The organism is Arthrobacter sp. Bi26 (assembly GCF_918697925.1).
Classification (GTDB): domain Bacteria; phylum Actinomycetota; class Actinomycetes; order Actinomycetales; family Micrococcaceae; genus Arthrobacter.
On sequence record NZ_CAKKMF010000060.1, the window covers coordinates 1 to 24084 of the forward strand.

Consider the following 24084-nt stretch of genomic DNA (forward strand, 5'->3'; position numbering starts at 1 on the left):
GGACCAGTTTCGGCGGCGAGGTGTCCTGGCTGCTGCCGGGAGCCCTGATCCTGCTGGCCGCCGGGCTGTGGTTCACCCGGCGCGAGGCCAGGACCTCAAAAACCCGTGCGGCGCTCCTGCTGTGGGGCGGCTGGCTGGTCATCACGGCCGGAATCTTCAGCTTCATGAGCGGCACCGTGCATCCGTACTATGCCGTAGCGCTGGCCCCCGCGATCGCGGCCCTGGCGGGCATCGGTTCCGTGGAACTGTGGCGGGGCCGGGCCTACTGGCCGGCACGGATCGTCCTGGCCGTGACGGTACTGGCCACATCGGTCTGGTCTGCCGTGCTCCTGGGCCGCGATCCGGCCTGGCTTCCCGGGCTCCGGGTGATCGCGGTGGTCCTGGGCGTGCTCGCGGCCGCGGCGTTGCTGCTGCGGGCGGACAGCATGGCGGCGCTTCCGGCGCGGTTACGCAAGGCCGCCACGGCGGGCGTCGTGATCCTGGCGCTGCTCGCCGGCGGGCTGGGGAGCACCGCCTGGACGCTGTCGACCGTGGCCCAGCCGCATTCTGGTTCGATCCCCACGTCCGGTCCCACCGCGTCCGCGATGGGCGGCGGCTTCGGGGCAGCCGGCAGGGCCGGCAGTGACGGTGCTGATGGCGGCCCCGGCGGGGAAACGTCCTCGGCGGAGCTGACAGCGCTGCTGAAGTCCTCGGGCACCAAGTGGTCCGCGATTGTCTCCGGCGCCACCCAAGCCGCGAGCCTGGAACTCGCCACCGGCACCAGCGTGATTGCACTCGGCGGCTGGAACGGCGGCGACCCCTACCCCACGCTCGCGCAGTTCCAGGCAATGGTGGACCGCGGCGAGATCGGCTACTTCGTCTCCGGCGGCATGGGCGGCATGGGCGGGGGCCGCGGGGGCAACTCCGAGGTCGCCACCTGGGTCGCGGCCAACTACCAGGCCCAGACGGTGGGCAGCACCACCGTCTACAAGCTGGGAGCATAGGCCGCCATGACTGACACCCTGAGCTCCCACCCCGACACAGTGCCGGCGGGACCGGCCCGCACGCCAGGCCCGCCGCAGCCGCAAGTCCCGGAGCGGCGGCGCCGGCCCCTGGAGCCCCGGGCGGCCGGCGGCCAGCGCGCCGTCCCTGGCGCCCGGCAGCTGCGACGGCAGCTGGAACTCGCGGTCCTGCTACTGGCCACGGCCGTGCTGTATCTGTGGAACCTCGGAGCCTCCGGCTGGGCGAACGCGTTCTACTCCGCGGCGGCCCAGGCGGGGTCGCAGGATTGGGCGGCCTGGTTCTTGGGCTCTTCTGACGCCGCCAACGCCATCACCGTGGACAAGCCGCCGGCGTCGTTGTGGGTGATGGGGCTGTCGGTGCGGATCTTCGGGCTGAGCTTCTGGAGCGTCCTCGTCCCGCAGGCGCTCATGGGGGTCGGCACGGTCTGGCTGCTCTATCTGGCCGTACGCCGGGCCGCGGCCCCCGCCACGGCCGACGCCGGCCTGGCCCACCGCGCGGGGCTCCTCGCCGGTGCGGTCATGGCGCTGACCCCTGTGGCCGTGCTGATGTTCCGGTTCAACAACCCCGATGCCCTGCTGGTGCTTTTGATGACCGCGGCCGCCTACGCCGTGTTGCGCTCCATCCAGGACGCGCGCCTGCCCTGGTTGCTGCTCGCCGGGGTGCTGCTGGGCTTCGGGTTCCTCACCAAACAGCTGCAGGTCCTGCTGGTCGTCCCCGGTTTCGCCCTGGCATACCTGCTCGCGGCGCCGGCCACGGCAGGCAGACGGATCCTTCACCTGCTCTGCGCAGGCGCGGCGATGGCTGTCGCGGCCGGGTGGTGGCTGGCCGCCGTCGAACTCATTCCCGCGGCGAACCGCCCTTACATCGGCGGCTCGCAGAACAACTCCATCCTGGAACTGACCCTTGGCTACAACGGCCTGGGCCGGCTGAACGGCGACGAAACCGGGAGTGTGGGCGGCAGCAACGGCTGGGGCACGCCCGGGCTGTTCCGGCTCTTCAACAGCGAGTTCGGCGGGCAGATCGCCTGGCTGCTGCCCTCGGTGCTGCTGCTTGCAGCGGGGCTGCTCTGGCTGGGCCGCCGCGCGTCGCGCACCGACGCAGTAAGGGCCGCAGTGGTCATCTGGGGCTCCTGGGTGGCGGTCACCGGCCTGACGTTCAGCTTCATGGCCGGGATCATCCACCCGTACTACGGGGTGGCGCTGGCGCCCGGGATCGCCGGGCTTGCCGGGCTCGGCGGCGTCCTGCTCTGGCAGCGGCGGGACCAGCCCGTGGCGGCCGCCGTCCTCGCCGTGGCGATCGTGGCGGCCGGGGCCATGGCCGCCGAACTCCTCGGCCGCACCGCGGCGTACCTGCCGTGGCTGCGCTGGGTGGCGCTGCTGGGCGCCCTCGCCGCCGCGGCGCTGGTGCTGGCCGCCGCGGCGCTGGGATTCAAGAGGTCGGGGACCAACGGGGTCGCGGGGGTCAAGGGACCGGGGCTGAAGGCGTCCAGGATCATGGCGCGGACGACGGCGTCGCTCGCCGTCGCCGCCGCCCTCGCCGGGCCGCTGGCGTACTCGCTGTCCACCGCGTCCACGGCCCACAGCGGCTCGATCGTCAGTGCCGGGCCGGCAGTGTCCGGCCGGTCCGGGGCCGGGCTGCCGCCGTCGCTCGGCGGTGCTACGGCGGTCAACGGTACGGCCGGCGCTGGCACAGGGACCGGCGGTGCCGGCCGCGGTCCGGGAGCGGGCGCGGCTGGCGGCCTGCTCGGGGCGAGCACGCCGTCGGCGGCTCTCGTGACAGCGCTGCAGACAGACGCCGGCCACTACACGTGGGCTGCCGCCGTCGTCGGGTCCAACAACGCCGCCGGCTACCAGCTGGCAACCCAGCTCCCTGTGATGGCCGTGGGCGGGTTCAACGGCACGGACCCTGCGCCCACCCTGGCACAGTTCCAGCAGTACGTGGCCGACGGCAAGATCCACTATTTCATCGCCGGCCGCATGATGCAGGGCGAAAGTGGCTCCAACGATGCCGGGCAGATTGCCGCGTGGGTGCAGGACAATTTCACCGCCCAGACCGTGGGCGGGACCAGCGTGTACCTGCTGGCAGGCTAGACGGGCAGCAGGATCGGCGGGCGGAGTGGCGAAAGGCCGGGCCTTGCCGGTACGCCGGGCGGCGTGGCGAAGGGCGGCCTAGAAGGTGAAGGACAGGGCGCGCAGGCCGGCGCCGGTGACGTGGGTGGTCACGCAGACCCCGGAGTAGTCGGGAATGTGGAAGACACCGTCCGGCAGTTCGCCGGCGTTGGGCCCTACCGCCACGGTCCGGATGCCGGCGGCGATTCCCGCGGCGATGCCCGCCGGGGCGTCCTCGAATACCACCGCGTCGGCCGGGGCAACCCCTAGCAGGGACGCCGCCCGGAGGTATCCCTCAGGGTGGGGTTTGCCTTGGCTAACGTCCTCGGACGAGACCGAGACGGCAGGGACGCGGATCCCCGCAGCAGCCATCCGGACCTCGGCCAGGTCCCTGGAAGCGCTCGTCACGAGCGCTACGGCATCCGGCGGCAGGCTCGCCAGCAGCTTCGGCGCGCCGGGCACCGGAACAATCCCTCGGGTCTCGGCCAGCTCCATCCGCCCCAGTTCGGCGGCGAGGGCTTGGATGTCGGAACCGGCCGGGGCGAACCTGCGGACCGTGTCCATGGCCCGGACACCATGGGAGGAGCGCAGGATCTCGCCGATATCCAGTCCGTAGCGCCCCGCAAATGTGGTCCATACCTGCTCCACGATGCTGGTGGAATCCACTAACGTGCCGTCCATGTCGAACAGGACGGCGCGGGCGGTCAGGGTGGCAGTACTGGAACGGGCTGGAAGGCTCATGCCTCTATCCTGCCGCATGGCCCCGGCTCACCCCTGGCGCACGGCCCCCAGCGGCCCGCAGCGAAGCCGCCACGGGCAGCCGGGTTGGATCAGCCGTTGGGCCGGTTGGGGATGTACTGCACGGCCCACTTGTTGCCGTCGGGGTCGGCGAAGTGGACGAAGTGCCCCCAGTCCTGGACGTCGACGTCGCTGACGTCCACGCCGTTGTCCTTGAGCTGCTTGTGCGCGGCCTGGATGTCGCTGACCACAAGCTGCAGGCTGGGAGCCGTACCGGGCGGGGCGTCGTTGAGGCCCTCGCCGATGGCAATCGAGCAGCCGGAGCCCGGCGGCGTCAGCTGGACGAACCGGATGCCGTCCATGGGCCGCTCGTCGTAGTCGGCGTTGAAGCCCACCTTGTTGACATAGAAATCCTTGGCCCGGTCCACATCGGACACCGGCACAAACACGAGTTCAAGTTTCCAATCCATGGCGCACACGCTAGCGCGGACCGCGGCAATGCGGAAGGGACCCCCGGCGAACTGGACCTAGCCGGCGATGCCGTACAGGCGGTCTCCAGCGTCGCCCAGGCCGGGCACGATGTAGGACTTCTCGTTGAGCTTCTCGTCGATCGAGGCCAGGACGATTGTCACGTCGGAGTCGGAGAGCTCTTCCTCCAGCTTGGCCAGGCCCTCCGGGGCGGCGAGGAGGCAGATGCACGTGATGTCGGAGGCGCCCCGCTTGAAGAGGAACTTGATGGCCTCACGCAGGGTTCCGCCGGTGGCCAGCATGGGATCGAGGACGAAGATCTGCCGGTCCGTGAGGTCCTCCGGGAGGCGCTCGGCGTACGTGATGATGTCCAGGGTCTCTTCGTCGCGGGCCATGCCCAGAAAGCCGACCTCGGCGGTGGGTACCAGCTTGGTCATGCCCTCGAGCATGCCCAGCCCGGCCCGGAGAATCGGGACCACCAGAGGGGTTGGCTTGGTGAAGTAAGTTCCGATGGTGGTGCTGACGGGCGTCTCGATGGTCTTCGGTTCAGTGCGGACGTCACGCGTGGCTTCGTAGGCAAGGAGCGTTACAAGCTCCTCGGTAAGCTGGCGGAAAACCGGGGACGGGGTGTTCTTGTCCCGCAGAACGGTGAGCTTATGGGCGACCAGCGGGTGGTCCACAACGAGAGTGCGCATGGGTCAAAACTATCACCCGGAGGCGGAGGACCGTCCCGCAGTGCCGGGGGTATCGGCGTCGTTCGCGTCGGCCGGAGCAGCGGCGCTGGCGGCGCCATCACCGCGGCCGGCGGCACCGTTATGGAGGTGGGCGGGATGCTCGAAGGTCGGCGCGTCCCCGGCGTGTTCCCGGCGCCGCAGCGCATGGAAGAACCGGTGCGCCATGATCACAATCCCCACCCAGGCCAGCCCGATGACCCAGCCGACGATCACGTCGGTGAGCCAGTGATGGCCCAGATAGACCCGGCTGAGGCCCATCGCGACGATGAAGATCACACCAGCGGCGATCAGGCCGATCCGGGCGCTGGTCCGTTTGATCTGCAGGCAGGCCAGGTACACCACGAGCGCGATCACCACCGTGGTGTTCAGCGTGTGACCGCTCGGGAACGACGGCGAAGTCTCGTAGGGCGGCACCGCGTCGGCATGGTCCGGGCGGACGCGGCCGATCATTTTCTTGCCCAGGGTTGTGGCCGTCACCGACGCGGCGGCCGCGCCGCCGATCAGGATCAGCGGCCGCCAGCTCCGGGAGGTGAAGATCAGCAACGCCGTCAGGATGCTGCCCAGGATGGGCATCCCGATGCCGCCGCCGATGTTGGTGAACCCGGTGATAAAGGCGTCCAGACCGGGGCTGCGCAACTGTTCCATGAACGCCAGGGCCGGCTTGTCCAGGTTCGCGAGGCCGGCGTCGTCCACCACGTTGTCGTAGACCTCGGCACTCACCAGCGCCAGGATCACCACCACCACGCCGCCTACGAGCATCGTGATCCACAGCGCCGCGTAGGGCACCACCCATTTGCCCCAGCGATGCGCCAACCAGTTCTCTGTTCCGGTGGTCACGGCCGTCTCCCGACTACTTGACTACATAAACTACTGGGGCTGAACAGCAGAGCTGAACAGCATGCTTAGGATCGAAACTATCATTGACCCATGACTGCCCCTGAGCCCCGCCATGCCCAATGGATGAGCCTTGCCCTGGCGGAGGCCCGGAAGGCGCTGGCCACCGCGGACGTGCCGATCGGCGCCGTCGTGATCGGACCGGACGGTTCCGTGCTGGGCACCGGGCGAAACGAACGCGAGGCCCTGGGGGACCCGACGGCCCATGCCGAGATGGTCGCCATCCGGGAGGCCGCCGCGCGGTTGCGGGCGTACCGTGCCCAGGAAGGCAAGGGCGACGACGGCTGGCGGCTGGAGGACTGCACGCTGGTGGTGACTCTGGAACCGTGCGCTATGTGCGCGGGTGCGATCGTCCTCGCAAGGATTCCGCGGGTGGTGTTCGGTGCCTGGGACGAGAAGGCCGGCGCCGCGGGTTCCGTGTTCGACATCCTCCGAGAGCGCCGGCTCAACCACTGGGTGGAAGTCGTTGCAGGCGTCCGTGAGCAGGAGTGCGCCGCGCTGCTGCGGGATTTCTTCGCCGGGCACCGCGCCTGATCCGTTCCGGCTAGCTTGCGCCGTCGGCAGATGACGCGGCGGCCGATGACGCTGCCGCTACGGCAGAAGCCGCGAGCGCGTCGATCCGCTTCTGGCGGGAGGCCGGCGAGTCCAGGCTGAAGGCCCGGAAATCACCGAGGTCCTCGCGGATCCAGGCTTCCACCTCGGCGATCCGCTGCGTGATGGCGGGCGTGGGGCCATGGAACAGCCAGGGCACGATCCTCCCCTTGGCCGGATCGTACTGCCAGAGCCCGATGATCCTGCCGCGGTCCAGGAGTGGGTGGTCCGGGAGATCGGCCTGCAGCGCGAGAGATCCCAGCGCCGGTCTGTGCTGGTCTTCCTCCGCGAGCAGGTCCGCCGCGTTGCGCCGCAGCAGGAACAGGGAGTCCGTTCCGGCGAGCAGCTGGATCTGTTCCCCCGCCGGCCCCTCGAACGCGGCGAGGCGACCGACGTCCGCGGGCAGCATCCACAGCGGGTCGCCCCCGGCCTCGGGCAGCGCGGTGGACACCTCGATGGCGCCGACGGCGGCGAGCGCCGCCTTACTTTGCGCGACGGTGAACCCCGTGAACCACTGCGATTGCTTGAAGGTGGCTCCCCCGGTCCAGCCCAGGTAGCGGCGGACCAGCTCGGTGCGCGCGGCGTCGTCGTCGAGGCCGCTGGGCGCCAAGCCCCAGGGCTCGTAGGCGTAGCGCTGCTGATCCAGGCGGCCGTTGGCCGGGACGCGGCGGATCTTGCCCTGCGCCTGCAGGATCCCCAGGGCGGTGGGCAGCGTGGTGGTCGCGCCCTTCTTCTTGCCTTCCTCGCCGAGGTTCCGGACCGAGTCGCCCAGTTCTTCCTTGAGCTGGCGCGGATCCATCGGTCCCTCCGCCTCGGCGAGCACGTGCAGCACCTGCTCCTCCAGGAGCGTGATTTCGCCCCGTTCCACGCCCAGCCGGCCGAGCACCCGGATGGCTTCGGCGGCGTCCTTGCCCAGCTTCAGCGCCCAGGCGAAGTCGTCCCGGCCCAGGACGTAGGTGCAGCCGCGGGCGACGGGGAGTTCCAGGATCCGGTGGGCGAGGACGTCGGCGTCCACCTGTTCGCGGCGGATGCCGGCGCGGGCGAAGAGCGTGAGGTAGGGGTTGGCGCCGCCCACGGACCGGGCCCAGCCCGCCCGGGCCAGAACCTGCTCCGCCGTGCAGCCGGCCAGCGAGCCGTCCAGGCCCTGCCGGTGCCAGGCCCACGCCCGGAGCCGCTCCGGAGTCAGGGTCTGCGGCTCCGGCAGATTGACGGGCTCTTCTACCGACGGCGATTGCGTGGCGACAGGGTGGCTGCTCATGGGCTCATTCTCCAACAGCTTCTCTGCCAGCGGTATCAAGAAGCCGTATCAACCTGGGCTACCGGTTTCCCGGTGTCGCCGGTTTCCGGGGATTCGGTCGATTCCGTCGATTCCGTCGACAGGAGCTCCAGAACGGTCCGGGCAGTGGCGTCCCAGCCGGGCAACCGGCCCCGTGCATCCGCTGCCGCGTCCCGCCAGCGTTCCCTGAGTGCTTCGTCGCCCAGCCAGCGGCGGAGCAGGTCCGCCAGCGGGGCGGGGTCCGTTCCGAGCCCGACGGCGGCACCCGGCAGCGGCGTATCCGGTACCGGCACGTCCGGTCGGCTGACCGGTCGGTTGTCCGGCCGGTTGTCCGGCCCCGGCGCGCTCGGCCGGCTGCCGGCGCCGAGCGCCTCAACGGCTCCGGTCCCCTCGCGCACCACCACGGGAATGCCGCGGGCCAGCGATTCGGTGACCACCAGGCCGTAGGTTTCGGCCCGGGAAATCAGCAGGCTGAGATCGGCCGCGTCCCATTCAGCCTCCAGCGCCGGGCCCCGGAGCTCGCCCGGGATGCTGACCCGCCCAGCCAGGCCCAGACATTCCACGGAGTTCCGGAGCTGCGCCGCATATGCCGGGTGGGCGGTATCCGAGCCGATGAGGGACGCCGTCCAGGGCAAATCCGTGAGCCGGGCGAGCGCGTCCAGCAGGAGCGACTGGTCCTTGTTCTCCAGCAATGCGGCCACGGCGATGATGTGCGGCACGCCGGCGCCGGCGGACAGGCTGCCTGCCGCCAACGGGGCGGGCGCAGTACCGGGCAGGGCCACCCTGATGCCGTCCAGGCCGTGCCGGGCACGGATGCCCGCCGCGGCCGAGCCGCTTGTGCAGATGACACCGGCCGCGGCCTGCAGGGCCCTGCGTTCGCGCTCGGAATTGTCCGGCAAGGGCATGTGCAGCAGGATCCAGACCTGCTGCCCGGCGGCCGCGGCCTCCTCCAGTTCGTCGGGCGCACCGCAGGCGAGGAGGCTATCGACCACCATCACGGACCCAGTCGCGGAACCCGGGTTTGTGGACTCCGCATTCAGCAGCCGGGCCAGGCGCCGCCGGTCCCCCGCGCTGCCTCCCGGCCAGTCGCCGTCGAGCGGGCAGGTTTCCACTACGGCGCCGAGGGCGGTCAGTTCCCGGGCGAGCGCCGCGTTGTAGACGTTGCCGCCGGAGTTGTGCCGGACGTTGCCGGGCACCACAAGCCGGAGGCGGGGGCTGGCCGGCGGCATCTGCGGCGCCTAGCGGGCGTCGAAGTCCAGCGAGAAGCCGGCCCAGGCATCGGGGGTTTCGCGCAGGGTGACGTCCAGCCCGGCGAGCTCGCGCCCGTCGTTGCCGACGCGGATCTGCGCGGCGACGGCGTCGGCGATGTACCGGGCGAGGGCCTCGGTGGTGCTCAGCTTGCCGACGAAGTCGGGGTGCTCGTCGAGGTTTTTGTAGTTCAGCCCCTCGAGGACTTTGTCCACCACGTCCCCCGCCGCGCCGATGTCCAGCACAATCGCATCGTCATTGAGCTCACGACGGCGGAAGGTCACCTCCGTGACGAACGTGGCCCCGTGCAGGCCCTGGGCTGGGCCGAAGGCTTCGCGCGGAAGGCTGTGGGCGATCATGAAGTTGCGGCGGACTGTCAGGCTGAACACGGGCTACCTCGCGGCTTTGGTGGGCTGGGCTGGGGCGGATGGGTCTGGGGTGAAAGAGACTTTGGCGGACGGGTATTCGATGACGTGGCAGAGGGCGTCCAGGGTCCCGTCGGCGAGCCGCTGGACAGCGCCGGGGAGCTCCTCGAACGTCGAGGATCCGGTCAGGAAGACGTCATAGACCGGGTCCTGCAGCAGGGACACGGCGAGCGCGAGGCGCTCGGCGTTGGTGCGGCGGTGCCGGCGGGCGCGGGCCACCATCCCCACCTGGCTGGCCCGGATGGACAGGCGGCGGGCATGGAAGTCCTCCCCCAGCGGCAGGGAGATCTTCCGGTCGGCGTACCAGGACATTTCGATGATGTCTCCGTCGTCGCCCACCAACTGCAGGCTTCGCTGCAGGCCTTCCTGCGAGGCCGAGCAGTGGATCACGATGTCGCAGTCCGGGAGGGCGTCGTCGGGGTGGCTGAAGTCGACGCCGAGGGCGTCTGCGAACGCGCGTTTGGCGGGGTCGACGTCGATCAGCTGCAGCCGCGCCAGCGGAAAGCCGGCCAGGAGCCTGGCCACCATGCCGCCGACGAGTCCGGCCCCGATCACGGCGACGCGGTCGCCCAAGCGGGGCCCGGCCTCCCAGATTCCGTTAATGGCGGTTTCCACCGTGCCGGTCAGCACCGCGCGGCGGGCCGGGACGCCGTCGGGAATCACCGTGAGTGATTCGACCGGGACGATGAAGCGGTCCTGGTGCGGGTAGAGGCAGAAGACGGTCTTACCCGCCCAGCCCTCCGGACCGTCCTCGACCACCCCCACGGTGAGATAGCCGAATTTCACCGGGTACGGGAAGTCCCCCTCCTGGTTGGGGGCGGCCATGGCCCCGGCGACGCACGCCGGGACGCTGGCGTGGTGGACCACCAGCTCGGTGCCCTTGCTGATGCCCGAATACAGGGTCCGGACCAGCGCCTCCCCGGGGCCGGGTGCGGGCAGGTCCTCGCTGCGGAGCTCGCCTTGTTCCGGGCCGACGGTCCAGTAGGCGGTGGCCGTGGCCTGCCGTTCAGAAGTAGTCATTGTGCTTACGAATCTAGTGCCCGCGCTGTTCGCGGGGAAGGGCGCCGCGCGCGTTTGCTGCATGGTGCGGGTGCCGTTGTGGCTCGTTTTGTGGATGGGCGCCTTGCTCCGGTACCCTAGTCAGGTTGGTGACGTGTCCGAGCGGCCGAAGGTGCAACACTCGAAATGTTGTTTGGTGTAAAAGCCAACGTGGGTTCAAATCCCACCGTCACCGCCAAATGAGAAAGGCCCTGCTCCCCTTATAAACAAAGGGAAGCGGGGCCTTTTGTTTTGCCCAATTTAGGCCGGTGGGCACATTTTGGGCACATTCGCCAGAGATACGGCGTGATCTAGAGCGTCTGCCGTCGCGGAGCGCTGGAATCCCTCGTACATTCTTGTGAGCTGGGCTGACGATGGCCGGCACGCGCATTGGGCTTGGATCCCTGCCGGCAACGTGGAGCGCGTGACTGATTCCGGCTGGGACGTTGAGGAATACCGGCGGTGCCCCGAACACCTGCGCGGCATCCGCTGGGCAAACAGGTCGCCCGGATTCCTGCCTGCCTAGGCCGGGCACCCTTGATGCCAGTGTTGCCCGTGTGGTTATACTCATGCTTGGGGGCGCCTTAGACGGTGTATGTCGGAAGCGTTCAGCAGCCAAAAACTATCTGCCAACCACCGACAGGAGGTGCGGGGAACCGTGCCAGCATTGAAACGATCGATCTTCCGTAAAGCGGCAGCCGCTGCCGTCCTTTCCGTTGCCCTGGGAGCAGGAGCGCTCACCGCGGCGGCCCCGGCGAGCGCCGCAACCTGTGCACCGGAATTCAATTTCTGCCCCTCGTCATGTGCAGAAACTACCGCGAGTTGCACAGCCGGTGTATCTACCGTGTACGTCACCGCAGGAACAGTCCTGCGGGCGAATAAGTACGGCTGGCCCACGGGCACCAAGCTGGAATACCGCTGGTTCTTGAACGGTAAAATTTTCGCGGGCGGTTACCATGACACCCACAAGGCATGGGAAGGCAAAGGCGATAAGTACGTCGTCCGCGTCAAGGGCACATTGAACGGCAAGGTCAGCTATCGGTTCAGCCGGACGTACATAGTCCGCTAACCACCACGCACAGAGAAACCCCCGCCAGTCATCGCGACTGGCGGGGGTTTGTCGTTCCTGGTGGCTATCGTGCCAGGCGTGGTGAAGCGAGATGTTGAGGCAACGAGTCGGATGCTAGATGAGTTGTTGGCAGTCCCTGCCCGATCGCCATTCGAGGAGCTAGAGCCCGACTACGAGTTTTGGGATCCTGCGCCCTACTGCACTTGCCACTGCCACTAGACGCCGGCGGGCACACTTTGGGCACATCTAGTGTGAATTGCCGTGATCTCAGGTGATGTAATTCCCCGGATTCTAGCGGTTTTCCTTGCCAGTGCTGACGCGGGAGAGGTTTCAAATCCCACCGTCACCACCATATAAAAAGGCCCTGCTTCCCTTACAAACTAAGGGAAGCAGGGCCTTTTGCTTTGCCTGCCGGGGCGTTGTTCGGCTGTGGGGCAGATCAGGGCGAATAGAGGGCCCGCATTCGCCCTGATCTGCCCGACAGATTCGGCACGGGCAAAAACGCGCAGCTCCGTCGAGCGTCGCCGCCCGCTACGACAAGTGCGGGCATGGACGGGAAACAGCACAGCCGCGCTAAATTGGCGGCAAGGAAAAGCCCCGGACCTATGACAGGTGCCGGAGCAGTTCCTACGCCGGTAGAACGCTCTGAATCGGTTAGTCGTCGCAGTTCTGCAAGACCCAGTTCTGAGCGCGCCAGATGACGTTGTAGAGGTTGTAGGGTGCGACATCAAAGGTGTCCCACTTCTGGCCGACGTGGGCGGTCCAGCTAGGAATGGTGCCACAGCAGACACGGTGTCCGAAGACATAGAACAGTGCATGTGGCAGAGCGCGCTTCATCATGGAATGCCTTTCCATTGTCGCCGGCCCCGAATGGGCTAGCGTTGGTGCGCGCTCATAGCGTCATCGTAGCGGACCCTCGTCCTGGCGTTTAGCCGTGACCATCGCGGACACTTCCGTCAGAGCAGCTGTGACCATTCCGGCGGATATCTCGATCTGGGAATCCACCGTGAATTGACGTGATCCAGGGTGATGAGAAGTGCTGTGGGGCAGATCAGGGCGAATGGAGGGCCCACAACCGCCCTGATCTGCCCGACAGGTTCGGCACCGGAGGAAACGTGCGGTTCTGGCGAGCGCGGGCAAGCGTTCAGACCCCTCCGTCGAGTTGCTCCATCTCCAGGCACGCTTCTTCGTAGGAAACGTCTCCGTTGCGGAATGCCTGCTCGAGTTCCTTGGCCCTGCGTCGCGTGTAGGCGGTGCTGACGGTTCCCGTCATGCCAGCCTCGAGATAGTCCAGCCGGGAGTGCGTGGGCTGCCGGTCCCGGGCGGTCCCGTGCCTGCGGCTCGTCTTGTGGAACCACGTGCCAGGGTGCATCAAGTGCTGTGCATAGGCTCTGGGATCGACTAAGTACATGCTTCCATGGTTCAACTTCCGGCTGAGAAGACCATGAGTATCGTCTGGATGATCGAGTTTGCCGCACTCCCCCAGGACGCGTCATGCCAAACAGGAAAGCCCTGCTTCCCTTTGTTTGCATGGGAAGCAGGGCTGGTCACCGACACAGACCGCCCTACCCGCGCACGATCACCACGTCCAGGGTCCGCGGTCCGTGGACGCCTTCGACGCGTTCGAGTTCGATGTCGCTTGTGGCGCTGGGGCCGCTGATCCAGGTCTGCGGGCGGGTGCCGTCGAGCCGGCGGAGGGCCTCCGGCAGGATCGCCGTGATATCCCGGGCCCGCACGATGCAGATGTGGCGGTCCGGGACGAGGCTGATGACCCGGCGGCCCTGGTCCGGGCTTGCGTCCAGGACGATGGTGCCGGTTTCGGCGACCGCCACGGCGCTGCCGGTGACGACGGCGTCCACCCTGTCCAGTTCCTCGACGCTGAGCCGGTGCCCGGGCGCGTCGGTGACGCGGCGGGAGCCGCCGTCGCGCGCGTCCGCCTCAGCGAACAGCGCCTGGTCGAGGCCGTGCGGAATGGCGTAGCGGCCGGCGCCTTCGAGCAGCACGGCGAGCCGCTGCGGCACCGCGGCTGCCTCCTCGATGAAGACGTTCGCCTTGTAGTCGACCAACCGGTCCGTCAGCAGCTCGATGAGCTCTTCCTCGCCCAGGGTGGAGCTGCGGCGGTAGTCGCGCGGCACGTCCGGTACGGCCGGGGCGTCGCGGAGGGCCGAGCGGATCCGGTCGAGTATTTCTTCGCGCGCGTTCACGGGTTCTCCTCTGTACCGGCGGATCCTGTGCCGGCGTTCCCAGTACCGGCGTCGCCCGTGCCGGTTGGGTCCGTCGGGGCGGCCGGGGCCCGATGTTCCTTGTCCCACCACTGCCGGAAGGACTGTGCCGGCGGCGCGGGGATGTCCCGGCTCTGGGTCCAGCCGGCGGCGATGCCCGGCAGTTTGGTGATTTTCTTATCCGGTCCGGCGGCGATCCGGCCCAGGGGCAGCGCCTTCTCGACCAGGCCAAGGTTCTTTCCAGAGGACAGCGCCCAGGAGGCAGCCTTCATGCCCAGGTCCATCTGGCTCGGCAGGCGCTCCCTCCCGCGTTTCCCGCGCTTGCCCCGTTTGCTGTCCACGTCCTCACCGCGCAGGTGCACCAGGATGTCCGGGATGTTGATCTTCACCGGGCAGGCGTCATAGCAGGCCCCACACAGGGACGAGGCGTACGGCAGCGAGTTGTTCTCCTCCGCCGTGATCCCGGTCAGCAGCGGTGACAGGATGGCGCCGATCGGTCCCGGGTAGGTGGATCCGTAGGCGTGCCCGCCGGTGCGCTCATAGACGGGGCAGACGTTCATGCAGGCGCTGCAGCGGATGCAGTGCAGGGCTGAGCGGCCCATCTCGTCGGCCAGGGCGGCGCTGCGCCCGTTGTCCAGCAGGACCAGGTGGACGTTCTGCGGCCCGTCGTCGGGCGTGACGCCGGTCCACAGCGAGGTGTAGGGGTTCATCCGCTCGCCGGTGGAGGAGCGCGGGAGCAGCTGCATGAACACCTCGAGGTCCTCCCACGCCGGCAGCAGCTTCTCCACGCCCATGACGGTGATGAGGGTTTCGGGCAGCGTCAGGCACATGCGTCCGTTGCCTTCGGATTCGACGACGGCGAGTGTGCCGGAGTCGGCGAGGGCGAAGTTCGCGCCGGACACGGCCACCTTGGCGCTGAGGAACTTGCGGCGCAGGTGGGCCCGGGCGGCCGCGGCGAGCCGGGCCGGCTCGTTGGTCAGCTCCGGGTCGACGCCCTCCATTTCGCGCAGGAAGATGTCCCGGACCTGGCTGCGGTTCTTGTGGATCGCCGGGACCAGGATGTGGCTGGGCTTGTCGTGGTCCAGCTGGACGATGAGCTCGGCGAGGTCGGTCTCGAACGCCGCGATCCCCTGTTCCTCGAGGTACTCGTTGAGGCCAATCTCCTGGGTGGCCATGGACTTGACCTTGACCACCTCGTCGGCGCCCTGCTCCCGGATGAGGGAAGCGACAATCGCGTTGGCTTCGCCGGCGTCGCGGGCCCAGTGGATGGTCCCGCCGCGGGCGGTGAAGTTCGCCTCGAATTGCTCCAGCAGCTCCGGCAGCCGCGCCATGACGGATTCCTTGATCGCCCGGCCGGCCTCGCGCAGCTCCTCCCAGTCGGGGAGCTCGGACACGACGGCCAGCCGCTTGTCCCGGATGGTCCGGGTGGCGTGGCCGAGGTTTGCCCGCAGCTGGGTGTTGCCGAGTTCGCGGCGGGCGGCCTTCGGGAAGGGCTCGTGCTCGTGCAGGTTGCCGATGCCGAAGACGGGCAGGGACGGCATCCCCAGGAATGTGCCGCTCATCGTGCGGTCCTTCCGGTGGTGAGGCGGACGTCGCCGGTGACGGCGGCGGGATTCTCGAGGGTGCTGGCCAGGATCTCGGCGAAGTGCATCGTGGTGACGCCGCTGCCCTGGCGGGACAGGCCACCGCCGATATGCAGGAGGCAGGAGGCGTCACCCCCGGCGCAGAGATCCGCGCCGGTGCCGCAGATGTTGGCGGTCTTGTCCGCGAGCATCGCCGAGGACACGTCCGCGTTCTTCATCGAGAAGGTTCCGCCGAAGCCGCAGCACTGCTCGGCCTCGGGCAGCTCGGCCACCTCGATGCCTGCCACCGAGCGCAGCAGGTCCAGCTGCCGGTCGCCGAGCCGGAGAAGCCGCATGCCGTGGCAGCTGGGGTGGTAGGTGATCCGGTGCGGGAAGTAGGAGCCCAGCTGTGCCGCGGCGTCCGTGACGCCGAGGACATCGACCAGGAGCTGGGAGAGCTCGTAGGTCTTATGTCCGACGGCCGCTGCCCGGGCTTCCAGCCCGGCGTCCCCGCAGCGGCGGGCAACCATGGGGTGCTGGTGCTTCACGGAGGCGACGCAGGAACCGGACGGTGCGACGGCGACGTCGTACTCGTCTTCTTCGAATGCCTTCACATGGTTGGCGACGACGGGCAGCGCCTCCCGGAAGTAGCCGCTGTTGACGTGCATCTGCCCGCAGCAGGCCTGCCCGGCGGGGAAGATGACCTCGTGGCCGAGGCGTTCGAGGATGGACACGGTGGCGCGCGCCGTGGCCGGGTACATGGCGTCCACGATGCACGTGGCGAAGAGTGCGATCTTCACCGGGCACCTCCGGCCCTCTGGTGTTCCGCCACAGTTGAGGGCACGTACTCCGCCGGCTGCTGGGAGGCGCGCACCACGGCGCGCAGCTCGCCCAGGCCGCCGCCGAGCACGCCGGCGGCGCGGGCCTGAACCAGGACGTTGCCCAGGGCCGTGGCTTCGACCGGACCGGACAGGACGGGCTTGCCGGTCGCGTCGGCGGTGAGCTGGCACAGGAGCCGGTTCTGGGATCCGCCGCCCACAATGTGCACGACGCCGGCCCGGACGTCCGCGAGCCGTTCGGCGTCGGCGATGGTCCGGGCGTAGCCGGCGGCGAGGCTGTCCAGGATGCAGCGCACGATGTGCGCGGGATGCTCCGGGAGGACCGCGCCGGTGTTGCGGACCGCGGCCCGGATCCGTTCGGGCATGTTGTCGGGGGCGATAAAGTACGAATCGTTGGCGTTGATGACGGGACCGCCGGGAGGAAGAGTTGCGGCTGCGTCGAGCAGTTCCTCAAGTCCGGGCCGGTAGCCTTCGGCGGCCCAGGCGCGCTGGCATTCGCTGAGCAACCAGAGGCCGCCGACGTTGCGCAGGTAGCGGATGGTGCCGTCCACGCCGCGTTCGTTGGTGAAGTTCGCGGCCCGGCTGGCCTCGGTCAGGACCGGATGGGAGAGTTCGACACCGACCAGGGACCACGTGCCCGAGGAGATGTAGGCGAATTTCTCCTCATCACCTCCGGCGCCCGCGGGTACGGCAGCGACGGCCGAGGCGGTGTCGTGCGAGCCCACGGCCACCACTTCCGTGGCAGCGGGCAGGCCGGTCCGTTCCGCGATCTCCGGCAGCAGGGTGCCGAGGGTCTCGCCGGGCTGGATCAGCGGCGGGAACAGGTGCTTGGGCAGGCCCAGGGCGGCCAGGAACTCCGTGGCCCACTCCCCCGCGACGGCGTCGAAGAGCCCGGTGGTGGAGGCGTTGGTGGCCTCGGTGCGGCGCCGGCCGGTCAGCAGGAACCCGATGAGGTCAGGGATCAGCAGCGCCTGCAGCCCCTCCAGTGCGGGCTCGGTGGCGAGCTGGTAGATGGTGTTGAACGGCAGGAACTGCAGCCCCGTGGTGGCGTAGAGCCGGGCCGGATCGAGTTCCTGGTGGACCGGGGCGACGGCGGCCCGGGACCGGTCATCGCGGTAGCTGAACGGCGAGGCGACGAGCTCGCCGGCGGCGTTGACCAGCCCGTAGTCCACGGCCCACGTGTCGATCCCGATGCTGGCGATGCGCTCGCCGCGGGCCGCGGCCGCCGTGGCGGCGGCCGCGAGCCCGGTGAGGACCTCGGCGAACAGCGCGTCGAAGTCCCAGCGGAGGCCGCCGTCGAGCTCCTTGACGCCGTTGGGGAAGCGGTGCACCGTCTCCAGCTCGGCCCTCGTCCCACCGGGACTACCCGTGACCCGGCCCAGGATGACGCGGCCAGAGGAGGCGCCGATGTCGACGGCGGCGAACAGGCCGCCGCTGGCTGGTGCCGTATCCGCTGGTGGCACGGTGCCCATCGCAGGAAGGCTCATCGCAGGAAGGCCGCGGCCACGCCGGCGTCCACGGGGATGTGGAGCCCGGTGGTGTGGGAGAGCTCGCTGCCGGTGAGCACGGCGGCGGCGTTGGCCACGTTTTCGGGCAGGACTTCGCGCTTGAGCAGGGTGCGCTGGGCGTAGTACTTGCCCAGCTCCTCTTCCTGCACGCCGTAGACGGCGGCGCGCTTGGCGCCCCAGCCGCCGGCGAAGATCCCGGAGCCGCGGACCACGCCGTCGGGGTTGATGCCGTTGACCCGGATGCCGTACTCGCCCAGTTCCGCGGCGAGGAGCCGGACCTGGTGGGCCTGGTCTGCCTTGGTGGCGGAGTAGGCGATGTTGTTCGGGCCCGCGAACACGGAGTTCTTGGAGGAGATGTAGATGATGTCCCCGCCCATTTCCTGGCCGATCATCACCTGCGCGGCGGCCTTGGCCATCAGGAACGAACCCTTGGCCATGACGTTGTGCTGAAGGTCCCAGTCCTTCTCCGTGGTTTCCAGGAGCGGCTTCGAGATGGAGAGTCCGGCATTGTTGACCACCAGGTCCAGGCCGCCGAAGGCCAGGACGGCTTCCTGGATGGCCGCGGCGATCTGGGCCTCGTCGGTGACATCGGCCTGGACGCCGATCGCGACGTCGGGGCCGCCGAGTTCCGCGGCCACCGCGCGGGCGTTGTCCAGGTTCAGGTCCGCGATGACCACGCACGCGCCGTCGGCGGCGAAACGGGTGGCGATCGCCTTGCCGATCCCCGACGCCGCCCCGGTCACCAGGGCGATCCGGCCGGCGTGGGATTTCGGCTTGGGCATCCGGGCCAGCTTGGCCTCTTCCAGGGCCCAGTACTCGATCCGGAACTTCTCAGATTCCTCGATCGGGGCGTAGCTGGAGACGGCCTCGGCGCCGCGCATGACATTGATGGCGTTGAGGTAGAACTCCCCCGCCACCCGGGCGGTCTGCTTGTTCGCCCCGAAGGAGAACATGCCCACCCCGGGCACCAAGACGATCGCCGGGTCCGCGCCGCGCAGGGCGGGGCTCTCAGGGGTCGCGTGCCGGTCGTAGTACTCCTGGTAGTCCTCGCGGTAGGCGGCGTGGAGTTCCTTCAGCCGGGCGATCGAGTCCTCGACCGGGGCGTCGGCGGGCAGGTCCAGGACCAGCGGCTTGACCTTGGTGCGCAGGAAGTGGTCCGGGCAGGACGTGCCCAGGGCGCCGAGCCGCGGGTGCTCGGCGGCTTCGAGGAACTCCAGGACGGCTGGGTCGTCGCTGAAGTGCCCCAGCTGCGGCTTGTCCGTCGAGGCGAGTCCGCGGATCACGGGCGCCAGGGCGGCCGCCTTCGCCCGCCGCTCGGTTTCCGGGAGGGCAGCGTAGCCGGGCAGCTTCGGCCCGAACGGTTCGGCCCGGCCGTGGTCCTTGATGTACTGCTCGGCCTGTTCGATGATCCACAGCGAGTTGGCCTCGGCTTCCTCGCTGGTGGCGCCCCAGGCCGTGATGCCATGTCCGCCGAGGATGGTGCCGACCGCGTGCGGGTTCGCGTCCTTGATCGCGGCGATGTCCAGGCCCAGCTGGAACCCGGGGCGCCGCCACGGCACCCACGCGACCTTCTCGCCGAAGATCTCCTTGGTGAGCGCCTCGCCGTCGGCCGCCGTGGCAATGGCGATCCCGGAGTCCGGGTGCAGGTGGTCCACGTGCGCGGCATCGACCAGGCCGTGCATGGCGGTGTCGATCGACGGCGCGGCGCCGCCCAAGCCGAACAGGCAGTAGTCGAATGCGGCCACCATCTCGTCTTCGCGCTCGACGCCGGGGTACACGTTTTTCAGCGCCTGCAGCCGGTCCAGCCGCAGCACGGCAAGGCCTCCGGCCTTCAGTGTGCCGAGGTCGCCGCCGGAGCCCTTGACCCACAGGAGTTCGACGTCCTCGCCGGTCACGGGGTCCTTTTCGGTGCCCTTGGCCGAGGTGTTACCGCCGGCGAAGTTGGTGTTCCGCTTGTCCGCGCCGAGGCGGTTGGAACGGGCAATCAGTTCTTCAACAGTCTTGTTCTCAGTCATAACTCTTAAGCGCCCCATCCGGCTTGCTGGCCGCCGACGCGGTCCTCGTTGATCTTCTTCTGGTAGCCGCTGGCCTTGAAGGCGGCCAGCGGGTCCGCGGGCAGGCCGCGGGATTCACGCCACTGCGCCAGCGCAGGACGGACATCGGTGTAGAAGGCATCGTTGAAGATGCCGTTGGCGGCCAGGACATCCCCGCTGCGCTGGGCCTCGGCGAGCGCGTCCGTGTCGATCAGCAGGGCCCGGGCAGTCATTTCCTGGACGTTGAGCACCGAGCGGATCTGGCCCGGGATCTTTTCTTCCAGGTTGTGGCACTGGTCCAGCATCAGGGCGACGGCTGAATTCTCTCCTGCGGACTTGCCGAAGCCGCCGCCGCGGATGACCTCATGCATGATGCGGAAGAGCTGGAACGGGTCGGCCGCGCCGACGATCAGGTCATCATCCGCGTAGAAGCGGGAGTTGAAGTCAAAGGAGCCGAGCTTGCCCAGGCGCAGCAGCTGCATGACGATGAATTCGATGTTGGTGCCCGGGGCGTGGTGGCCGGTGTCCAAGCAGACGAGGGCCTTCTCGCCCAGCGCCAGGGTCTGAGCGTAGGAGGTGCCCCAGTCCGGGACGTCGGTGTGATAGAAAGCCGGCTCGAAGAACTTGTATTCCAGCACCAGGCGCTGTTCCGCGCCCAAGGCGGCGTAGATCTCCTGCAGGGATTCGGCCAGGCGGTCCTGCCGGCCGCGCATGTCGTCCTGGCCCGGGTAGTTGGTGCCGTCCGCGAGCCAGATCTTCAAATCGCGCGAGCCCGTGGCGTGCATGATCTCCAGGCACTCGAGGTGGTGGTCGATGGCGCGGCGGCGCACCGCAGGGTTCAAGGAGGTCAGCGAGCCGAACTTGTACTCGTCGTCCTGGAAGGTATTGGAGTTCACCGTGCCCAGGCCCACGCCCAGACCCGCCGCGTACTCCTTCAGGGCCGCGTAGTCATCCACCTTGTCCCAGGGGATGTGCAGGGCGACCGTGGGTGCCAGGCCGGTGAGTTCGTGGACCTTCGCGGCGTCGGCCAACTTCTCCTGGACGGTGCGCGGGGTGCCGGGCGTGCCGAACACCCTGAAGCGGGTGCCGGAGTTGCCGTAGGCCCAGGACGGGACCTCGATGGCGAGTTCCCCGAGGCGGCCCAGGGCCGTTTCTGTGGTGTTCATGACTGTTCCTTTTGCGGTTGGTGGTTGTCCCCGGCGGCGTTGGCCGCGGACAACTGGTCCTCGAGATTGAAGATTTCGGTGAGCTGGAGGAAGCCCTGGTCCGGTGCACCGGAGAGATCCTCGAAGAAGCCGGCCATGTCGGCCTGCCAGCGGTCGTTGACGTCCGTGGCTGCCATCCGGGCCTGCGCGCCGGTCAGGCTGTCTGTTTCGAAGTAGCCGATCAGGAGCCCGTCGGGCCGGAGGAAGAGTGAGTAGTTGTTCCAGCCGCAGGCCTTGAGGGCCCGGAGCATCTCCGGCCAGACGGCGGCGTGCCGGCGGGTGTATTCCTCGATCAGCCCGGGCTTGACCTGAAGTTGGAAGCAAACGCGTTGCGTGCTCATGAGAGCACCACGTGGCGGTGTTCGATGCCCAACAGGGACGCGGCGGCCTTGATGTCGGCGGCCCGGTGGCCGATGCAGAGGGCCCAATGGTGGCCGATTCCGGTCTGGCTCCACTGGTCCACCCAGAGCCCGGGGTCCCCGCCGAAGTCCACCCGGGAGGTCGTGTTGCCGATCTGCAGGAGGGGCCCCGGGACAACTTCGCCTTCGGAGGTGACGAAGACGTAGCTTCCGTCCGGGTCCTGGCCGAGGCCGAAGGTGGTGACGGGGCCGTGGCGCACATCGAATTCGACCGAGACGCCCCAGCCGCGCTTGCCGTGGTAGATGCCGAGTCCGCGCAGGAGCGGGTCCTGGGCGGACACGGCCAGGTGGGCCGGGCCGTCGTGTCCCATTTCGACCACGTTGTCGAGGAAGTTCAGGGCCTGGATCTCGGTGAAGGATCCCCCGGCGCCGATCGCCTGGGCGGCCAGCATGGCAATGGAGGTCCGCAGTTCGAATTCGCCGGCCATCGGGATGCCCCGGGCGGTCAGGATGGAGGAGCCCAGGATCATCCCGGCGCCCAGCCGTTCGTGCTGTTCCCCGGCCAGTCCGCGGTGGTAGTAGGCCACGGAGTCGAGGTCGAAGTCCTGCACGAGGCGGTCCAGGCCCACCGAGACCTTCGCGCCCCACGCGAAGTCGTCGTCGTTCACGGAGTCATCGACAACGAAAAGTTCGCGGGCGAGCCCGAGCCGTTCGGAGACCTCCGCGTCCGTCACGGCGTTGACCCGTTCGCGGAGGTCATCGAATTCGAGCACTTCGACGTGGGAGCCGAAGGTGGTCGAGACGGTGGTGAGGTCGCTGGCGACATCGAGCATGCCCGGATAGAGGTGGCCCATGAGCCCGTGCCGGGCACTGCGGAGCCGGGCGCGGACGCCGGCGGCGTGGACCCACTGCGTGATCCGCTCCCAGGCGGACTCCTGCTTGAGATGCCCGGAGACTGAGCGGAAGTCGATCCCGGCCCGGCGGAAGACGTTGGCGACCTCCGGCACCGGGCACTGGCCGCAGTAGGCCAGCCATTTGCCGGTGTCGAAGTTGGCGTGGTCCATCGCTTCGGTCGGCTGCAGGTCGATCACCAGGACGGGGGTCTTCGCCCGTTGCGCGATCGGCAGGACCATGGAGGAGGTTAGGTACGTGGTGAGGAAGATGACGATGAGGTCGCAGTCGGCGACGCGCATCTTTTCACCGGCCGTCGCGGCCTCCTGCGCGTCGGAGATGAAGCCGGTGTCGACGACTTCGGCGTCGAGTCCCTGGAAGCGGCCGGTGACGTAGCGGACGGAGTCCTGCAGCTGCGGGAGCAGCTCCGGGAACTGGGGCCAGTAGGCGCCCAGCCCGCCGGAGACCAGCCCGATGCGGGTGGGGCGGCGCCGGTGCGGGTGCAGCAGCCGGTCTGCCGGTTGTTTCTGGTTCATGTAAGGGGCCTTCCGGCGTGAAAAGGGGTACCTGGGGCTCCGGAATGCGGGTTCCGGGCACGGCTGTGGAGAAGGGCGCCGTGGACCCGGTGCTGCGGCACCGGTGAAGTGGAATGGTGTGGGTGGAAGGAACGAGATGCCGGGCGGGCTGTCGGCGGCCCGCCCGGCTGCTCGGGATGGGTCAGGGACGGATCAGAAGTTGTACTTGTCGATGTTCTCGGCGTTGAAGACGGTCGGCGGGCCGACGATCACGAGGCCGCCCTTTTCGACTTTGCGTTCGCCAAGCTCGCCGGCGGTGAAGGTATCCCCTTCTTTGCCGGTGATCTTGCCGTCCGTGAGGGCCTTGCCGGCGAACGCGGCAACATAGCCAAGCTGTGCCGGGTCCCAGAGAGCGAACTCCTTGACGGTTCCGTCCTTCACGAAGGGCCGCATTTCATTCGGCAGCCCCAGCCCGGTGAGGGCAACCTTGCCCTTGTAGGCGGACGTTGAGAGGTACCGGGCAGTGGCGGCGATGCCCACTGTGGTCGGAGAGATGATGCCCTTCAGGTTCGGGTGGGCCTGCATGAGGCCCTGGGCTTCCTGGAAGGACTTGGTGTCGTTGTCATCGCCGTAGACCTTGGCAACAAGCTTGATGTCCTTGTACGCGGGGTTGGAGGCCAGCTCCTCCTCCATGTACTTGATCCACTCGTTCTGGTTCGTGGCGTTGGCGGTGGCGGACAGGATGGCGATTTCGCCGCTGCCGCCGATCTGCTCGGAGATCAGCTTGGTCTGGATCAGGGCAACGTCCTTGGCGACGACCTGGCTGATGAAGACGTCGCGGCAGTCAGGGTTGGTGTCGGAGTCGAACGCGACGATCTTGGCGCCGGCGGAGCGGGCTTCGCCGAGGGCCGTGCAGACGGCGTCGGGGTCATTTGCCGCGATCGTGATGACGTTCGTGCCGGCCTGCGTCTCGGCGTTGATGAAGGAAACCTGGCTGGAGGCGGAGGCTTCCAGCGGTCCGACCACCTGGGACGAGGCGAATCCGGCCTCGGTGGCGCCCTTCTTGCCGCCGCCCAGGACGACGTCGGTGTACGGGTTGTTCAGCTGCTTGGGGATGAAGGTGATCTTCTGGTCCCCTCCCCCTGCTGAGGGGCTGCTGGTATCGCTGGAGGATGCGGAGCCGCTGTTGCAGGCTGTCAGCGCCAGTGCGGCCACGGCGGTGATGGCCACCATGCTTCCCAGTCGGCCGGTCTGGCCCTTGTTCTTGCGGTTCAACATCATTGTTCTTCCCTTTTCCTTCGTGCGGTAGGTGCGGCCGGCCCCAGGCGGGCACGGTTTCTGTGGTTCTCGTGCGCAGAT

At 68.6% G+C, this 24084-nt stretch carries 22 protein-coding genes, 1 tRNA gene and 1 pseudogene; 5 read left to right on the forward strand and 19 right to left on the reverse strand.

Annotated elements, in window-relative coordinates:
• Positions 1-983: pseudogene (locus tag LQV16_RS15620) on the forward strand (glycosyl transferase); the annotation flags it as partial.
• A 6-nt stretch (positions 984-989) separates the two neighbouring features.
• On the forward strand, positions 990-3092 hold the full coding sequence (locus LQV16_RS15625; protein ID WP_229994819.1) for a glycosyltransferase family 39 protein: 2103 nt from the start codon (positions 990-992) through the stop codon (positions 3090-3092).
• Positions 3093-3170: 78 nt separating this feature from the next.
• Here the strand turns inward: LQV16_RS15625 and LQV16_RS15630 are convergent, their stop codons facing one another.
• From LQV16_RS15630 to LQV16_RS15645, 4 genes are all read right to left on the reverse strand, one after another.
• A complete protein-coding gene (locus LQV16_RS15630) occupies positions 3171-3851 on the reverse strand; it encodes an HAD-IA family hydrolase (RefSeq protein WP_229994820.1) in 681 nt (226 codons plus the stop codon).
• Positions 3852-3940: 89 nt separating this feature from the next.
• On the reverse strand, positions 3941-4318 hold the full coding sequence (locus LQV16_RS15635) for a glyoxalase superfamily protein (RefSeq protein WP_229994821.1): 378 nt from the start codon (positions 4316-4318) through the stop codon (positions 3941-3943).
• 57 nt (positions 4319-4375) lie between these two features.
• Positions 4376-5011: a uracil phosphoribosyltransferase gene (gene upp / locus LQV16_RS15640; RefSeq protein ID WP_229994822.1), complete on the reverse strand. Its 636-nt coding sequence runs from the start codon at positions 5009-5011 to the stop codon at positions 4376-4378.
• A 12-nt stretch (positions 5012-5023) separates the two neighbouring features.
• Complete coding sequence (locus LQV16_RS15645) at positions 5024-5887, reverse strand: phosphatase PAP2 family protein (RefSeq protein ID WP_229994823.1); 864 nt, start codon at positions 5885-5887, stop codon at positions 5024-5026.
• Positions 5888-5977: 90 nt separating this feature from the next.
• On the opposite strand from LQV16_RS15645, the gene LQV16_RS15650 reads away from it, so the two are divergent.
• Positions 5978-6478, forward strand: a complete 501-nt coding sequence (locus LQV16_RS15650; RefSeq protein WP_229994824.1) for a nucleoside deaminase — start codon at positions 5978-5980, stop codon at positions 6476-6478.
• A gap of 10 nt (positions 6479-6488) precedes the next feature.
• Here the strand turns inward: LQV16_RS15650 and LQV16_RS15655 are convergent, their stop codons facing one another.
• Genes LQV16_RS15655 through LQV16_RS15670 form a run of 4 tightly spaced genes read right to left on the reverse strand, consistent with a single transcriptional unit; the run spans position 6489 to position 10504 of the window.
• Positions 6489-7793 (reverse strand): crosslink repair DNA glycosylase YcaQ family protein, encoded by a 1305-nt coding sequence (locus tag LQV16_RS15655; protein WP_229994825.1) that lies wholly within the window; start codon positions 7791-7793, stop codon positions 6489-6491.
• Positions 7794-7828: 35 nt separating this feature from the next.
• Positions 7829-9040, reverse strand: coding sequence for a glycosyltransferase family 4 protein (locus tag LQV16_RS15660; RefSeq protein WP_229994826.1), 1212 nt, complete (start codon positions 9038-9040; stop codon positions 7829-7831).
• A 9-nt stretch (positions 9041-9049) separates the two neighbouring features.
• The gene (locus LQV16_RS15665; protein WP_229994827.1) at positions 9050-9448 is read right to left on the reverse strand and encodes a 6-carboxytetrahydropterin synthase; all 399 of its coding nucleotides are present in this window, start codon (positions 9446-9448) and stop codon (positions 9050-9052) included.
• Positions 9449-9451: 3 nt separating this feature from the next.
• Positions 9452-10504 (reverse strand): dehydrogenase, encoded by a 1053-nt coding sequence (locus LQV16_RS15670; protein WP_229994828.1) that lies wholly within the window; start codon positions 10502-10504, stop codon positions 9452-9454.
• A gap of 127 nt (positions 10505-10631) precedes the next feature.
• Here LQV16_RS15670 and LQV16_RS15675 point away from each other — a divergent pair.
• Together LQV16_RS15675 and LQV16_RS15680 are read left to right on the forward strand one after the other, a co-directional pair.
• Positions 10632-10721: transfer RNA gene (locus tag LQV16_RS15675), tRNA-Ser, on the forward strand.
• Positions 10722-11117: 396 nt separating this feature from the next.
• On the forward strand, positions 11118-11591 hold the full coding sequence (locus tag LQV16_RS15680) for a hypothetical protein (protein WP_229994829.1): 474 nt from the start codon (positions 11118-11120) through the stop codon (positions 11589-11591).
• Positions 11592-12245: 654 nt separating this feature from the next.
• Here the strand turns inward: LQV16_RS15680 and LQV16_RS15685 are convergent.
• The 11 genes from LQV16_RS15685 to rhaS form a co-directional block, all read right to left on the reverse strand.
• Entirely contained in the window at positions 12246-12431 is a 186-nt protein-coding gene (locus tag LQV16_RS15685; protein WP_229994830.1) for a hypothetical protein, read from the reverse strand.
• Between the two features lie 304 nt (positions 12432-12735).
• Entirely contained in the window at positions 12736-13002 is a 267-nt protein-coding gene (locus LQV16_RS15690) for a hypothetical protein (RefSeq protein ID WP_229994831.1), read from the reverse strand.
• Positions 13003-13156: 154 nt separating this feature from the next.
• Positions 13157-13795 (reverse strand): LUD domain-containing protein, encoded by a 639-nt coding sequence (locus LQV16_RS15695; protein WP_229994832.1) that lies wholly within the window; start codon positions 13793-13795, stop codon positions 13157-13159.
• Positions 13792-15375 carry a LutB/LldF family L-lactate oxidation iron-sulfur protein gene (locus LQV16_RS15700; protein ID WP_229994833.1) on the reverse strand — a complete coding sequence of 528 codons (1584 nt, stop codon included), beginning with the start codon at positions 15373-15375 and terminating at the stop codon, positions 13792-13794. Before LQV16_RS15700 ends, LQV16_RS15695 begins: the two co-directional genes overlap by 4 nt.
• Positions 15372-16175: a (Fe-S)-binding protein gene (locus LQV16_RS15705; RefSeq protein WP_229994834.1), complete on the reverse strand. Its 804-nt coding sequence runs from the start codon at positions 16173-16175 to the stop codon at positions 15372-15374. The genes LQV16_RS15700 and LQV16_RS15705 overlap by 4 nt, the downstream gene beginning before the upstream one ends.
• On the reverse strand, positions 16172-17686 hold the full coding sequence (locus tag LQV16_RS15710; protein ID WP_229994848.1) for a rhamnulokinase family protein: 1515 nt from the start codon (positions 17684-17686) through the stop codon (positions 16172-16174). The genes LQV16_RS15705 and LQV16_RS15710 overlap by 4 nt, the downstream gene beginning before the upstream one ends.
• An 11-nt stretch (positions 17687-17697) precedes the next feature.
• Complete coding sequence (locus LQV16_RS15715; RefSeq protein WP_229994835.1) at positions 17698-19737, reverse strand: bifunctional aldolase/short-chain dehydrogenase; 2040 nt, start codon at positions 19735-19737, stop codon at positions 17698-17700.
• 5 nt (positions 19738-19742) lie between these two features.
• The gene (gene rhaI, locus LQV16_RS15720) at positions 19743-20921 is read right to left on the reverse strand and encodes an L-rhamnose isomerase (protein ID WP_229994836.1); all 1179 of its coding nucleotides are present in this window, start codon (positions 20919-20921) and stop codon (positions 19743-19745) included.
• Positions 20918-21301 carry an L-rhamnose mutarotase gene (locus tag LQV16_RS15725; RefSeq protein WP_229994837.1) on the reverse strand — a complete coding sequence of 128 codons (384 nt, stop codon included), beginning with the start codon at positions 21299-21301 and terminating at the stop codon, positions 20918-20920. The genes rhaI and LQV16_RS15725 overlap by 4 nt, the downstream gene beginning before the upstream one ends.
• The gene (locus LQV16_RS15730; RefSeq protein WP_229994838.1) at positions 21298-22746 is read right to left on the reverse strand and encodes an L-fucose/L-arabinose isomerase family protein; all 1449 of its coding nucleotides are present in this window, start codon (positions 22744-22746) and stop codon (positions 21298-21300) included. The genes LQV16_RS15725 and LQV16_RS15730 overlap by 4 nt, the downstream gene beginning before the upstream one ends.
• 192 nt (positions 22747-22938) lie before the next feature.
• On the reverse strand, positions 22939-24006 hold the full coding sequence (gene rhaS / locus LQV16_RS15735) for a rhamnose ABC transporter substrate-binding protein (protein ID WP_229994839.1): 1068 nt from the start codon (positions 24004-24006) through the stop codon (positions 22939-22941).
• Positions 24007-24084 lie beyond the last annotated feature (78 nt).

Bases quoted from the DNA above. Each gene is read 5' to 3' on its own strand.
- LQV16_RS15650 (WP_229994824.1), top strand. From the start codon at position 5,978: ATGACTGCCCCTGAGCCCCGCCATGCCCAATGGATGAGCCTTGCCCTG.
- rhaS (WP_229994839.1), bottom strand. From the start codon at position 24,006: ATGATGTTGAACCGCAAGAACAAGGGCCAGACCGGCCGACTGGGAAGC.
- LQV16_RS15730 (WP_229994838.1), bottom strand. From the start codon at position 22,746: ATGAACCAGAAACAACCGGCAGACCGGCTGCTGCACCCGCACCGGCGC.
- LQV16_RS15660 (WP_229994826.1), bottom strand. From the start codon at position 9,040: ATGCCGCCGGCCAGCCCCCGCCTCCGGCTTGTGGTGCCCGGCAACGTC.
- LQV16_RS15630 (WP_229994820.1), bottom strand. From the start codon at position 3,851: ATGAGCCTTCCAGCCCGTTCCAGTACTGCCACCCTGACCGCCCGCGCC.
- LQV16_RS15690 (WP_229994831.1), bottom strand. From the start codon at position 13,002: ATGTACTTAGTCGATCCCAGAGCCTATGCACAGCACTTGATGCACCCT.
- LQV16_RS15625 (WP_229994819.1), top strand. From the start codon at position 990: ATGACTGACACCCTGAGCTCCCACCCCGACACAGTGCCGGCGGGACCG.
- LQV16_RS15725 (WP_229994837.1), bottom strand. From the start codon at position 21,301: ATGAGCACGCAACGCGTTTGCTTCCAACTTCAGGTCAAGCCCGGGCTG.
- LQV16_RS15700 (WP_229994833.1), bottom strand. From the start codon at position 15,375: ATGAGCGGCACATTCCTGGGGATGCCGTCCCTGCCCGTCTTCGGCATC.
- LQV16_RS15670 (WP_229994828.1), bottom strand. From the start codon at position 10,504: ATGACTACTTCTGAACGGCAGGCCACGGCCACCGCCTACTGGACCGTC.
- LQV16_RS15680 (WP_229994829.1), top strand. From the start codon at position 11,118: ATGTCGGAAGCGTTCAGCAGCCAAAAACTATCTGCCAACCACCGACAG.
- LQV16_RS15710 (WP_229994848.1), bottom strand. From the start codon at position 17,686: ATGGGCACCGTGCCACCAGCGGATACGGCACCAGCCAGCGGCGGCCTG.
- LQV16_RS15715 (WP_229994835.1), bottom strand. From the start codon at position 19,737: ATGACTGAGAACAAGACTGTTGAAGAACTGATTGCCCGTTCCAACCGC.
- LQV16_RS15635 (WP_229994821.1), bottom strand. From the start codon at position 4,318: ATGGATTGGAAACTTGAACTCGTGTTTGTGCCGGTGTCCGATGTGGAC.
- LQV16_RS15685 (WP_229994830.1), bottom strand. From the start codon at position 12,431: ATGATGAAGCGCGCTCTGCCACATGCACTGTTCTATGTCTTCGGACAC.
- rhaI (WP_229994836.1), bottom strand. From the start codon at position 20,921: ATGAACACCACAGAAACGGCCCTGGGCCGCCTCGGGGAACTCGCCATC.
- upp (WP_229994822.1), bottom strand. From the start codon at position 5,011: ATGCGCACTCTCGTTGTGGACCACCCGCTGGTCGCCCATAAGCTCACC.
- LQV16_RS15655 (WP_229994825.1), bottom strand. From the start codon at position 7,793: ATGAGCAGCCACCCTGTCGCCACGCAATCGCCGTCGGTAGAAGAGCCC.